This is a genomic window from Mesorhizobium sp. ES1-1 (assembly GCF_020164785.1).
GTDB lineage: Bacteria > Pseudomonadota > Alphaproteobacteria > Rhizobiales > Rhizobiaceae > Mesorhizobium.
Genome location: NZ_JAIUGX010000010.1, coordinates 131,076 through 143,461 on the forward strand (window position 1 = coordinate 131,076; position 12,386 = coordinate 143,461).

A 12,386-nucleotide genomic window follows, 5' to 3' on the forward strand; every position below is an offset into this window, starting at 1 on the left:
TCTGTAGCTGGGGACGACGACAATGATGATCGCTGGTACAGCGTCTGTGACCGAGCAGACCTGCAGGTCGTGTGGTGGGCCTCATATCGACACGTTCTTAAAGCTCGGCAGGACACCTCTTGCGGATCGGCTCACAACCGACGCGAACAGTGGCGAGGCAGAGCCCGTTTTCCCGCTCAATGTCGCTTTCTGCCAAGACTGCAGTCTGGTGCAAATCACTGAAACGGTGAACCCCAGGATTCTGTTTGCCGACGCCTACCCCTATTACTCGTCGTTCTCGCAAGCGCTGTTGGAGCACTCGCGGGAGAACGTCCTCGATCTGATCGAGCGGCGCGGACTGACCGGCGACAGTTTCGTCATCGAACTGGCGAGCAATGACGGCTATCTCCTGAAGAACTATGTCGAGGCGGGTATTCAGGTATTGGGGATCGACCCGGCCGATGGACCCGTCGCCGCTGCCAACAAGATCGGAGTTCCAACAGATCTTGCCTTCTTCACTCGTGAGCTTGCAGAAACGCTTCGCGAGAAAGGCCGACAGGCCGATGTCGTTCACGCAAACAATGTCCTCGCCCATGTCGCCGACACCAATGGTTTTGTCGCCGGTGTCGCCCGACTTCTCAAGGACGACGGCGTTGCGGTAATAGAGGCACCGTATGTCGAACCAATGATCGACCATTGTGAATTCGATACGATCTACCACGAACATCTGTGCTACTTCTCAGTGACGGCGTTGGACAAGCTGTTTCGCAGGCACGGGCTCTATCTCAACGAGATCAAGCACCTGTCGATCCATGGGGGCTCACTTCGCCTTTATGTCGAGAAGTTGGAGCGCGTCGGAGCAAGCGTAAAGGATCAGCTGGCGCACGAGAGATCACGCGGACTGGACGCTATTGAGTACTACCGGGACTTTTCCGCGAAAGTCGACCAGCTGAAGGTGGACCTTCGCAGTTTGCTCCACGATTTGAAGGCCGACGGCGCCACGATCGCGGCCTATGGGGCAGCGGCCAAGGGCGCCACCTTGATCAATACCGCTGGTATCGGGCGCGATGTTCTCGATTTCGTTGTTGACCGCAACACGAACAAGCAGGGCAAGTACATGCCCGGCCAGAGAATCCCAATCCGCCGGCCCGACGCCTTGCTGGATGCCCAGCCGGACTATGTTCTCGTCCTCGCTTGGAATTTTATCGACGAGATCGTGGCACAGCAGTCGGAATATCGCGCTCGAGGTGGCAAGTTCGTTGTTCCGGTGCCGACCCCACGGATCATATGATCATGGGGATCCAAGCCTTGGTCGGTGACGAATTGCGCGAGGGCATCCCAGGCGCCGCGCATCTTCGTGGGGATTGTCCCGTCTGCGCAGGGCAACATTTGCAGCATTCAGTCTCTTTCGAAGCGTTGCCGGTTTCCTGCAACTCGCTGCACCCGGACGCCAAGTCGGCCGCCGCTGCAGCGACCGGGCACTTCGCCCTGGCCTTCTGCCGAAGCTGCGAACATTTCTTCAACGCGGCATTTGAAGACGATCGCGTCGGATACACCCCGGACTACGAGAATTCGCTGCACTTCTCGCCGCGTTTCGTAAAGTTCGTTGAAGATCTCGCGCACCGCCTGTCGAGCGCTTACGGGCTCGAGGGAAAACTGGCTGTCGATGTTGGCTGCGGCAAAGGAGATTTCCTCAAGCGGCTTTGTTCGACCAGCGGCGCCACGGGTATTGGCTTCGACAGGAGTTACGAAGACAATCGCAGCGCGAAAGTCGCCGGCGTCGAGTTCATCAATGACTGGTTCGGTGATGCCTATCCGCAGGTAAAGCCCGACTTCGTCTCCTGCCGCCACGTTCTTGAGCACATAGCCAACCCAATTGCCTTCCTGGAAGGGCTTCGCTCTCACCCTGGGATTGGATCCAATTCGGTGTTCTATATCGAAGTTCCCAATGCCCTTTATACATTGCGCGACATGGGCATCTGGGATCTGATCTATGAGCACGTATCCTATTTCACGCCAAATTCTCTACGGGTAGCGATGCAGACGGCCGGTTTCGAGGTGCTGGACCAAGGCTCGTCCTACGGCGATCAATACCTGTTCATCGAGGCAAGACCGGTCCAATCGCCGATGGCTGTCGGTCTCTCGACGTCCGCGACGGTCGACGAGCTGGTCCGCAGGTTCGATCGAACCTACCGCGACAAGGTGGCGTGGTGGCGTCGCTACCTCTCAAAGCGGGATCCGGCGCAGACCGTCGTGTGGGGTGCGGGATCGAAAGGCATCACTTTCGTCAACGTCGTTCCCGAGGCCGCGCGGATAGCAGCGCTGGTCGACGTCAACCCGCACAAGCAAGGCCGCTTTGCCCCGGGCACCGGAACACCCGTGGTTGGGCCCGAGAGCCTGCGTGGCAGGCCTTTGCAATCGATCATCGTGATGAACCCCCTTTATCGGGACGAAGTCGCGCAGGCCGCCCGACAGCTCGGCCTGGCTCCGGAGATCATCGTGGCATGATCGAACGGGCCGCCCTCTCCCGCTGAACGCCCGGCTTCTCGATACCTGCGATGTCGATCCGCTGGAGGTTGATCGGCCTCGACCAGCAGTGTCGCGTATAATCGGTCGCAAGGCGCAGGAACTGGCTCCATTTGAGCGGCGTTTTGAACAGTGATCGCAGAAGTCTGAGGGAATTCAGGCCGATCAGAAAGCGAGAGCGAACAAGTTGTCCCCGCCGGTTGACGGCGGCGTAGGTTACGAACCCACGAAACTCAGCGCCAAATCTCTTTAACACCGCATCGACTTGGACATCGTAACGTTCGTTTACACCGAAGCCTTGTAGCGTTTTTGTCGTACCGACGGGTCGAGTATGCCGCACGACGACATCGTCAACTATGGCGTACCGCAGCCAAGGTGTGTCAGTCAGGCGGCTCCAGAGCAAGTCTATACCTGTCTCGTAGCCCAGTCCGAACAATCCAAGCGCGGATCGCAGGCAACGTGCGCTAAACACCGGGCACATCATTTCGACGGTGTTGGTGTATCGCAAGACATATCGCTTACCGCTGGCGAGGGTCGATGCGTATGAGAAATAACTGTCTGACGACAAAGCCGGTTGAAATAAATCGAGTTTGTACTTTTTACCGATTTCGAACAGCCGATTGATATCGTCCGTGGTTGTGTCGATGTCATCGTCGATCAGCGCGATAAGATCGTAGTTCTCCAAAATCTCTGGATAGCATTGGAACAGCGCATGATACCCGGCAATCTTGCGGCCGGGGATGAAGACGCTCAGGTCGGTCGGCGCATGAGAAACGCCAGCCTCATAGGCGGCGACCAGAAGATCAAAGCCTGCCTTCCCCGACCCCTTCGCCCATCCTGGATGCAAGGATCTGCGTCCCGCCCGGACGATGACCAGATTCCTTACGCCCGACCCCTTGAGAAATTGTCGCGGGATTGGGAAGGTCGATGCACCCGGTGCCAGGCTGCGGCGGTTCATTCAAAGCTCCGAGCGGATCGTTGCGATAAATTGCTCATTCAGCCGGGAGATCGATTGGAGACGGTTTGGATGCGTTTTAGAGCGACAAGGCCGACACCACGCAGTTTCGAGCGCAAGGTGGGAGAGACAACACCCACCGCCTCGAGGCATAGGCGCGCGACAAGCAGCGGATTCAGGACCCATGCAGACAAATGAAAAAGCGTCCTTCCCAATGGCACGATGCCACGGTGTCGATGGACGATGGCAACGAGATGCCTCAGCCGTGTCGATAGTTCAAAGGCATTTGCCTTGGAGCCGTTGGGGTTTTGCCAAGCCAGTCGATCGGAGCTCGGCAGTCGCACCGAGCGCATCGGGTGGTCGCGGCTATACAGAACCGCCTCAGGAGCGCCTACAAACGTCCCCAGCAGAGCCATCTCGGCCAGAAGCGCGCAGTCAGACCCATAGTAGGGCTCGTGCAATGTTGTTTTGACCAGGGCGTCCCGCCGCCAAACCCCAAACATGGCTGCATCCCACCCGTGTGCCGCAACCATCAGCCGGAAGCGGGATGCCGGCGGCGCTCTTTCCATGTCGGGCAGCACGCGTTCGACGTATCCCGTCAGTTGTCCGGTCTCGTCGATACCCAATAGGCGGGGGTAGGCAATCACATGCGCTGCGTTGTCGTCGAGTGCACGAACGCATGCCGTGATGAAGGCTGAATTCACGATGTCGTCGTGCGCGCACCATTTGAAGTATTTGCCGAGACTCAGTTTGAAAGCTTGGTTGAAATTGCCGGCGGCGCCCAGATTGTGCTCGTTTCGAAAATAGCGGATGCGTCCGTCACGCCGTGCGAATTCCTGACAGATATCTGCGGTCCTATCCGTGGAGGCGTTGTCCGTTATGACCAGCTCGAAATCGCTGAAGTCCTGATCGAGGATCGAACGGATCGCCTCGCCGACGAAATTCTGGCCGTTATAGACGGGAAGACCTAGAGACACCTGTGGGGGCATGGATTCTTCCATCTTTCAAATCGCCGAGCGAGGTCGGCGGTCAGACCGAGACGACTTCCGGCCGCAAGCCCAACGCGTCCAGGGACTGCACCACTTCGGAGCGATAGATCGGGTTCATAACGATGACGAGGTCGGGTGGATTATCAACAAGGTCCGTGGGAGCGATGACCGGATGACCGCTACCGGGCGTAAACTTGCCTTGCTTGTAGGGATTGATGTCGACAGCGGCTGACACCTCGTCGCCTATCTTCAGTGTCGTCAGGAATGACACCGCCTTGGACCCGCCGCCCCACAGCACCACTCGCCGGTCGGCGGCATGGGCAGACCGGATGCGCTCCAGCCACCGATGTTTCGAGGCCCTTACGCGGATGGGAAACGTTTCGGCCAGGTGGTGCATCTCCTCCAGGTCGCGCTCTAGCGGCAGCCTTGGCACGGATCGGCCTTTTGACGGCCTGGCATACTGGACGATGTACTGTTTGTCGTAGACGAGTTCCAAATCGGTGACGTCAAAACCTTCCTGTCGGAATAGCCGCGCGTGCGCACCGGCACTGAAATAGGAACAATGCTCGTAGTAGATATCCCAAAAGGCACTTTCGGCCAGCACGCGTTTAGCGTCGGGCGTTTCGAAGAAGATCCAATCCTCGGTCCGCTTCCCGACCATCTCGCGGATCAACCGTACGAATGCGGCAACCGAGCTTATGTGCTCAAGCGTGTGACGGCAAAGGATCGTGTCGGCCTCGAGATTTCGATACTGCGGGCCAAAGAAATCGACGATGAACTCGATGTGGTTGTAGTCTTCGTTCCGCCCCTTGTCGGCGCGATACCCCGGATCGATACCGAGGCCCGTTGCATTGCCCGACAGGCAGAGCTCTCGCAGGAATTCTCCTTTACCGCAGCCTATCTCCAGTACCCTCTTCCCGGCTATCTCACATTTGCGCGCGATCTCATGCGCGAGTTCTTTCGCGAAGTTGTTGAATGTACTCGAAAAATGTTGCGACTCCTCGAAATTGGTCGAGTAAATCATAACGCCTTCGTCAAAGGCCCTGTTGAATATGAAGCCGCACGCTTCGCAGAATGCTAGATCGAGCTCGCGACGCGGAAAGGCTTGAGCTTCCTCAGCCGTGTTCAGGAGGACGCAGCTATGCACCGGTACGGATGCGACGCGATAAATTGATCGACTAACCGCCGCGGAGCAGCACGGACACGCCGTAGCTCGAAGCGCCTGGCCAGTCCTGGCAGCATGCGGGTCAAATGAATTCATGGCAAAGCTGGCTCAGCAAGAGTATCGGAAATGCCGCGGGCCGCGCTCTCGGCGCCGAGATATTCGTTGTGTCCCATTTCGCGAGCGGACTGGACGGATTGAGCAAGGCCAAGGGCGTCGCATATCGCCAGATCAAACCGTTCCTCGGAGAATCGGGCCGCATTCATTCGGCATGCATTGGGGGCAATAGACGTCGTGTTCGCCTCAAACAGATCAATCGCGACCGAAATGGAGGCAAGGGTCTGGTTGGCGAAGAGCACCCCGGTGGGGTGGTTGCTCTCGCCAAGCGGCCGAACGATGTCGCGAGCCCCGCCGCGGCCGAACGCGATTAACGGAGTACCGCACGCTTGCGCCTCGGCAAGCGCAATACCGAAATCTTCACATCCGGCGAAAACCATGGCGCGAGCTCGCGCGATCTTCTCGATATATTCGTGCCGCGGCAGGTACCCGGTGAAGACAATGTTAGGACCGGCGATCGACCTGAGGTGCTTTGATTGCACGTCGTCGCCTACAACAACCAGCCGGCGCGATGGCGTTTTGCTGAACGCCTCGATGATGAGGTCCGTGCGCTTGTAAGGAGCGTGAAACGCAGCCGTCACATAGTACTCGTCCTTGTCAGCGACAAATCCGAGTTCCTGAGTGGCGACGGGCGGATGGACCACTCTTGCATCGCGACCGTAGATCCGCTGAATTCGCGAACGGACGTAGGTCGAATTTGCCAGCATCAGATCCGGACCATGCGCCGTGCGCGCGTCCCATACCCGCAGATTGTGGAGCAGATATCGAAACGCCAGGCCCTTCGGCCCGAAGCCTAGCCCGCCCTGCTGCAGGTATGAGAATTGCTCGTCCCAGGCATATCGCACCGGACTGTGGACATAGCAAAGATGCGGCTGATCCGGCCTGGTCAGGACCCCTCTGGAAAAGGCTGCAGATGAGGAAATGACGGCATCGTACCCAGTTACATCAAATTGCTCGACCATGAACGGGCAGAGAAAGAAGAGGGACCGGTAATACCTCTTCACAAACGGAAGACGGTTTAATGGAGATACATGAAAAACGACGTCTTTGAAGTATTCTTCTTTCACGTCGTCCGGAAGAAAATCGAACAGCGTAAAGACCTCGGCTCGCGGGAATATCTTGCAAATACGAGCAAGGACGCGTTCCCCGCCTCGAAAATTTGGGCACCAGTCGTGCACGACAGCGATGCGAGCGTTGCGGTCGATAGCGGGCAATGGCGCCGTGGAACGGGAGCTATTGGCACCAAGACGTTGCGAGTCAGACGAATTCCGCCGCTCATGACGCATGTGCTTGCTCCCAACCTCTTGCCATAACCAGACAGTGTGTTGCCCGTCCGATCCGCACAAGCTGGCTATCAGGGTGAGCCGAAGCCTAGACGGCGCATGGATGTAGTCCAACGGAGTAAGCCTGCTACTTCCATCTGCCTAAGGGGGCATCAGCGCTAGCCTTATGCACAGGCTGCATCGCTGCGTTCCGGGCATTAGGGTGCGTCTGCGGCCTAGAGCCAGCATCTGGTTTGTATGCCAATGGGAAGAGCTGATCGTCGATGAAAATAGTCGTGGTCATTGCAACGTTCGGACGTCCTGAACACGTGACCCGGCTCCTCGCACAGCTTGAGAAGCAAACCAGACTGCCGGACGCCGTCATCATCTCGGCGCCTGATGCCGGGCACATCCCAAGCAGTACGGCCTCGACGTTCCCCGTCTCGACGCTGCTCGGCAAGACCGGTTTGCCCGCTCAACGAAACATCGCTCTCGAAGCGGCGCTTGACCGTTTCGACATTGTCACCTTTTTCGATGACGACTTCATCCCTGAAGACACCTATCTCGCCGGCGTTTCGGCGGCGTTCGACAAACAGCCGGACTGGGCTGTCATAACGGGCAACGTGCTTAGGGATGGAGCAAGCTCGGCGGGCCTGACCTGGGACGAGGGAATACAGGCGCTTGCTGAGGCCAACCCCACTGCCGAAGCCCCCGGCGTGGACAAGCTGTGCGGCTACGGCTGCAACATGGCCATCAGAACAGCATTCATAGGCAATCTGCGCTTTGATGAGCGCCTTGTCCTCTACGGGTGGCAGGAAGATGTCGATTTCACCAGCCAACTGCGGGTCAAAGGGCGGGTCGTTGGCTTGAATTCCATCCGTGGTGTCCACCTCGGCGTCAAGAGCGGTCGCGTCAGCGGTGTTCGTTTCGGTTACTCTCAGGTTGCCAACCCGGTATACCTCATCCGCAAAGGCACGGTTCCGTTGACCTTCGCATTGCGGCTGGTGGGCAAGAATCTGCTCGCCAATCTCGCACGCAGTCTCTGGCCGGAGTCCTATGTCGATCGCAGGGGACGCCTGCGCGGCAATCTTCTGGCCATATCACATGTCGTGAGAGGCCGGGTAGAGCCAGAATATATTCTAGAGATCTAGTGCAGAGGATCGTGATGCTGGAAGCGCCAACCGGATCGATTGACGATGGTTCAACCAGTCGCGTGGGGCGTCCACGTAAGGTGCTCAATCGATGGATGATCACGCATTCTCTTCGTGTGGTGTTGTTGGCGGGACTTTCCGTTAGCGCAATTGCCAGCTCCTCATCCGCCAACCCCAAGGGGTATGTTCTCGGACCTCAGGACAAACTTCGCGTGAAGGTCTACGAGTGGCGGGCGTCTCGGGATTCCATATTTGCATGGGATGCGATCAATGACGTCTATACGGTCGGCCCAGATGGGTCCGTTTCTCTGCCATTGATCGGAGAAATCAAGGCCGCCGGGTTCACGACCCAGGAGGTCGCCGTCTCCGTCGGCGAGAACCTGATGCGGAACATTGGTTTGGCAAGGCCGCCGGCCGCAGCGGTGGAGATCGTCCAGTTTCGGCCGATCTACGTGGTGGGCAAGGTCTCGCAATCGGGAGAGTTCGCGTATCGGCCGGGGCTGACGGTCTTGAAGGCTTTGGGTCTTGCAGGCGGACTGCGAACCCGGGAAGACAAGGACGCACGGTTCGAGCGCGAGGCGATCCAGGCTCGTGGGGATCTTAGCCTGATCAGGTTGAACGAGGTCAACCTCCTCGTGCGTAAAGCGCGGTTGGAGGCGGAACTGTCTCATGCCAGCGAAATAGCTCTCCCCCCGGAAGTGACATCCCATCTTCAAGACAGCGCGATCGCGATGATCGTCAAGCAGGAGCGTCAAGTCTTCCAGGCTCGAAGCGAAGGATTGGATACTCAGATCAAGGCACTTCAAAACCTGCGAGAGTTCCTTGAGAAAGAACTCAAGTCGCTGGAGGAGCAACTGGTTTTCCTGGATAAGCAGATCGAGTCGATTCAGAAGGAACTGAAAAGCGTCTCGTCGCTAGTGGACAAAGGTCTCGCGGTTGCGCCTCGCGAGTTCTCCCTGGAACGGACGCTCGCGCAGGCCCAGAGTGAGCGACTTACGGCTGAAGTCAGCCTGCTGCGGGGTCGCCAGGAAATAAGCAAGACGGACATCTCGATTCTCGAACTCCAGGATGGAAGGAGAAACGAGGTCACGATCGACCTACGTCAAACACAGGCCGAACTCGATGCCCTCGTCAGCAAGACAGATACAACCCAGCAGCTTTTGTACGATTCCGAAGTCTCCGCACCAAGTCTTGAGGCCCGTCGAGCGGACTCGGAGGCGGCCGCGCCAACCTACACCATTTTCAGGCCTTCCGCGGACGGTACGACAGAGCAGATGCCAGCGAGCGAAACGAGCGCTGTGGAGCCTGGGGATACCATAAAGGTCGATATACCGATGGTCTCGGATGAGCCGGCTGTGCTAGGCGCAATTTCGAACGGGCGCAGGCAGGTGCAAGGCATAGCGCTCCAGGAAGACCCCACCGCGGGTTCGATCGCTATTCCATAGGCTAGACAGGTGCTTCTCACGACGTGTTACGCGCGCCCGGACATCGAAGCCAATCGACGCTTGCCTGAACGAGCCTGGTGATCGGACCGCTCTAACGCGGCAACAACGGCGCGATTGTCTTTGACGGGTAAGCGTCGGCTCGCCAGAATGACAGCAAGCGGAATATAGAAAACGATGCCTGGGTCAGGGCTGCCGCTTGCCAGCGATCCAGCCACGAGTGACGACAATGCGCAGGCGCGGGAGCTCGAGGCTATGGCGTCCACCTCCGCGTCGACAAAGCTGCTGCCCTTCAGTCCTCGCATGAGCATCGCCAGCAGGACCGTCATGATGACGGTGCCGAACAATCCCAACTGAGAAAGAAGGGCTATCGGCCAACTTGATGCTCGAGAGCTGCCCAGGCCGACTCCCAACCCCCCTGTGTCGAAGAAGGACTGCAGGCTCTTGTAGTTCCAGTAACTGCGCTCCTGGCCGGAGGTCGACGTGACCTTGTTTACGAGTGTGTTGTCGACAAGCTGCGCCACCGGATCGAGGAAGTGAGGATAGAACAAGATGACGGCCATACAAAGGAGCAGCAGGGGCATCAGAAGCGTCAAAAGCAACGCCTCCTCGGACCTTAGCCGACCTGAGGCGAGCGACCTTGCAATGGATAAGACTACCGGCAAGCTGATGATCGCAAGGCCGACATAGGCGGTCGACGACGTCGAGAGCAACAGGAGGCAGAACAATAACGCTCCCAGGCCGAGTGCAAACTTTGATCCCGTCTTTGTCCAATAGGTGTAGGTGAACGCAAGGCCCGACAGGGACACGCCGCCGAACGCCGAAGCTTCTGAAAATGCCCCCGCGATGCGAAAGAACCCTGCTTCTGTAACGTCCGTCAACATGGAGTAGTTGGCGGTACGGATCGGGGCGAGGACGTCGCCGGCGCCTGCAAGTTTCCCCAACAGATCCAGCATGCCCATCGACACGTGTAGGATGAACCACAAGAAGTAGCCGCGTTTGATGTCCGTTAACGTACCTTCACGCTGAACCAGCACGCAGACCGCCAGAAAGGTAAGTCCAGCAAGCACGAAATACCCGGTCTGCGAGATGTTGGCCGATACCGGCGCTAACGCCGCTTCGTAGACACCTCTGCCGGTTCGAGAAGCAACAAAGGCACTTGTCTGCCCCTCAAAAAGCCTCGGAAACAGCAGTGCGCCCAGAGTCACATAGATCATGAGCGCGCTCACGATCCATGTTGCACCAATATGGCTGAAGGCTATCCCAATTTGGCGCCATATGCCACGCCGAGCCAACGCCGTCCCGATCAGCAGTATGTTGAAAAACGTGAAGATCAGCGGAGATGACCCGCCAAGGGAGCCTATGGTGCCAATCGCGGTCGCGCCGAAAGCCAACGAGGCAATAAGAGCGGTGATGATCGACCAGCGCATGTAGGCCACGACTGCCAGGATCCCACAGCATATCAATAAGCCTACGACGGAGATTTGCACTCAACTTCTCCAATGCCCGGCGTGCGACGCGCAGCCGCTTGGATAAATCATCGGCTTCACACGAAGGGTGGACTCTGATTTCCTGCGACCCCTGATCATATCGACCGTGCCAAGCCGACCTGGGGGATCGCCGTGTTATTTGCCTTCGTCGGCGTCGCAATCGTCTCCCTGCTAGTTGGGCTGACGTTGCGCGCGCCGGCTCTTATTGTGGTTACGCTTGTGGTGATCCTCGTGAGCATCATTGCCGGCAGTGTTCTCCAGCTTTCGCTTCGAACCACGGTAGGTTCGACTTTATGCCTCGTTCTCGTCACGCAGGTTTTCTATTTGATCGGCCTCGCGATCGGACTGCTGCGCCACCGTGCCCGGTAAGGGGTCGCGACGCATTGTAGCGGTTGCAGCGATGCCACCTAGGATGTCTGATCAAATCGCAAAACCGCGGGTATCGTCTTTGCGAGGATTGTGAGGTCGCGCGCGAATGACCATGTCTGGATATACAGTGTGTCCATCGAGACACGGTGCGAATATTCGGCAAGGTTTCTGCCGCTAATCTGCCAAAGGCCGGTCAGGCCTGGCCGTGCCCTCAGATATTCCAGCGATGCGGCTCCGTAACGTTCCAGTTCATCGGCCACGACAGGTCGCGGACCAACGCAGCTCATGTCGCCACGCACAATATTGAACAGCTGCGGTAGCTCATCCAAGCTCGACTTTCGCAGCATCTTGCCAAAAAACAGCACACGTGGATCGCACTTCAGCTTCTGGGTCGTCCGCCACTCTTGAGCGGCGTGGGGATCCGAGCTCAAATGTCGTTCCAGCACCTCCGCGGCATTCGGCACCATAGTGCGGAACTTGTAGCAATCGAAGGCCGCCCCGTTGAACCCGATCCGGCGGTGAACGAATAGCACCGGGCCGCCCGTCGTTAATTTTATCACGATGGGGATCAATATCAGAAGGGGGCTGACCAGAACGAGCGCCATCGAGGCGACCAGCAGATCCAGAAATCGTTTTGCACGACCCCCGATTGGTTGCAGGCATTGGTTGGGCGAGTTGTCGTTGGCAATTGCCGAAGACATGTCGACCCCAGTGCGGATGGCGTTGAGAGCTTGGCTCGCGCTGATTTCGGGTGAAGAGACCGCATGTGCATTCAGCTTGGCGAGACTGGCGGCCGGCAGGGCAAACAATGTTGCGGGTGCGGCTCGCCCCCCAACCGACGTGCCCTGGAGCCCAAGTTGCTGCAGACTGCTTTCAAGTAGGTCGTGCATTAGCAACAACTCTCCACTGTCATCTCGGCATATTCGCAACGGCGCGTGGCGGTC

General features: G+C 58.0%; 11 protein-coding genes. 5 read left to right on the forward strand and 6 right to left on the reverse strand.

Annotated elements, in window-relative coordinates; all coding sequences use genetic code 11:
- Positions 1-22: 22 nt before the first annotated feature.
- Both LB513_RS18250 and LB513_RS18255 read left to right on the forward strand, forming a co-directional pair.
- Positions 23-1,270: a class I SAM-dependent methyltransferase gene (locus LB513_RS18250; RefSeq protein WP_224664895.1), complete on the forward strand. Its 1,248-nt coding sequence runs from the start codon at positions 23-25 to the stop codon at positions 1,268-1,270.
- A 2-nt stretch (positions 1,271-1,272) separates the two neighbouring features.
- Entirely contained in the window at positions 1,273-2,487 is a 1,215-nt protein-coding gene (locus LB513_RS18255) for a class I SAM-dependent methyltransferase (protein WP_224664896.1), read from the forward strand.
- Here LB513_RS18255 and LB513_RS18260 read toward each other — a convergent pair.
- The 4 genes from LB513_RS18260 to LB513_RS18275 form a co-directional block, all read right to left on the reverse strand.
- The gene (locus LB513_RS18260; protein ID WP_224664897.1) at positions 2,474-3,463 is read right to left on the reverse strand and encodes a DUF707 domain-containing protein; all 990 of its coding nucleotides are present in this window, start codon (positions 3,461-3,463) and stop codon (positions 2,474-2,476) included. The two genes, LB513_RS18255 and LB513_RS18260, sit on opposite strands and share 14 nt — an antisense overlap.
- A gap of 38 nt (positions 3,464-3,501) precedes the next feature.
- Positions 3,502-4,461, reverse strand: a complete 960-nt coding sequence (locus LB513_RS18265) for a glycosyltransferase family 2 protein (protein WP_224664898.1) — start codon at positions 4,459-4,461, stop codon at positions 3,502-3,504.
- Positions 4,462-4,489: 28 nt separating this feature from the next.
- Positions 4,490-5,473 carry a class I SAM-dependent methyltransferase gene (locus LB513_RS18270; RefSeq protein ID WP_224664899.1) on the reverse strand — a complete coding sequence of 328 codons (984 nt, stop codon included), beginning with the start codon at positions 5,471-5,473 and terminating at the stop codon, positions 4,490-4,492.
- A 233-nt stretch (positions 5,474-5,706) separates the two neighbouring features.
- Complete coding sequence (locus LB513_RS18275; RefSeq protein WP_224664900.1) at positions 5,707-7,014, reverse strand: glycosyltransferase; 1,308 nt, start codon at positions 7,012-7,014, stop codon at positions 5,707-5,709.
- A 260-nt stretch (positions 7,015-7,274) separates the two neighbouring features.
- Between LB513_RS18275 and LB513_RS18280 the strand changes: the two genes are divergently transcribed.
- Together LB513_RS18280 and LB513_RS18285 are read left to right on the forward strand one after the other, a co-directional pair.
- On the forward strand, positions 7,275-8,141 hold the full coding sequence (locus LB513_RS18280; RefSeq protein WP_224664901.1) for a glycosyltransferase family 2 protein: 867 nt from the start codon (positions 7,275-7,277) through the stop codon (positions 8,139-8,141).
- 14 nt (positions 8,142-8,155) lie between these two features.
- Positions 8,156-9,586, forward strand: coding sequence for a polysaccharide biosynthesis/export family protein (locus LB513_RS18285; RefSeq protein WP_224664902.1), 1,431 nt, complete (start codon positions 8,156-8,158; stop codon positions 9,584-9,586).
- Positions 9,587-9,612: 26 nt separating this feature from the next.
- Here the strand turns inward: LB513_RS18285 and LB513_RS18290 are convergent, their stop codons facing one another.
- Positions 9,613-11,013, reverse strand: a complete 1,401-nt coding sequence (locus LB513_RS18290; RefSeq protein WP_224665001.1) for a hypothetical protein — start codon at positions 11,011-11,013, stop codon at positions 9,613-9,615.
- 192 nt (positions 11,014-11,205) lie between these two features.
- Here LB513_RS18290 and LB513_RS18295 point away from each other — a divergent pair, with 192 nt between their 5' ends.
- Complete coding sequence (locus LB513_RS18295) at positions 11,206-11,442, forward strand: hypothetical protein (RefSeq protein WP_224664903.1); 237 nt, start codon at positions 11,206-11,208, stop codon at positions 11,440-11,442.
- A gap of 38 nt (positions 11,443-11,480) precedes the next feature.
- Here LB513_RS18295 and LB513_RS18300 read toward each other — a convergent pair whose 3' ends face one another.
- Positions 11,481-12,332 (reverse strand): sugar transferase, encoded by an 852-nt coding sequence (locus tag LB513_RS18300; RefSeq protein ID WP_318011201.1) that lies wholly within the window; start codon positions 12,330-12,332, stop codon positions 11,481-11,483.
- Between the last annotated feature and the right edge of the window lie 54 nt (positions 12,333-12,386).

Coding starts and splice junctions, on each gene's coding strand:
- LB513_RS18250 (WP_224664895.1), top strand. CDS start 23: ATGATGATCGCTGGTACAGCGTCTGTGACCGAGCAGACCTGCAGGTCG.
- LB513_RS18275 (WP_224664900.1), bottom strand. CDS start 7,014: ATGCGTCATGAGCGGCGGAATTCGTCTGACTCGCAACGTCTTGGTGCC.
- LB513_RS18255 (WP_224664896.1), top strand. CDS start 1,273: ATGGGGATCCAAGCCTTGGTCGGTGACGAATTGCGCGAGGGCATCCCA.
- LB513_RS18260 (WP_224664897.1), bottom strand. CDS start 3,463: ATGAACCGCCGCAGCCTGGCACCGGGTGCATCGACCTTCCCAATCCCG.
- LB513_RS18285 (WP_224664902.1), top strand. CDS start 8,156: ATGCTGGAAGCGCCAACCGGATCGATTGACGATGGTTCAACCAGTCGC.
- LB513_RS18265 (WP_224664898.1), bottom strand. CDS start 4,461: ATGGAAGAATCCATGCCCCCACAGGTGTCTCTAGGTCTTCCCGTCTAT.
- LB513_RS18280 (WP_224664901.1), top strand. CDS start 7,275: ATGAAAATAGTCGTGGTCATTGCAACGTTCGGACGTCCTGAACACGTG.
- LB513_RS18270 (WP_224664899.1), bottom strand. CDS start 5,473: ATGATTTACTCGACCAATTTCGAGGAGTCGCAACATTTTTCGAGTACA.
- LB513_RS18290 (WP_224665001.1), bottom strand. CDS start 11,013: ATGCGCTGGTCGATCATCACCGCTCTTATTGCCTCGTTGGCTTTCGGC.
- LB513_RS18300 (WP_318011201.1), bottom strand. CDS start 12,332: ATGCACGACCTACTTGAAAGCAGTCTGCAGCAACTTGGGCTCCAGGGC.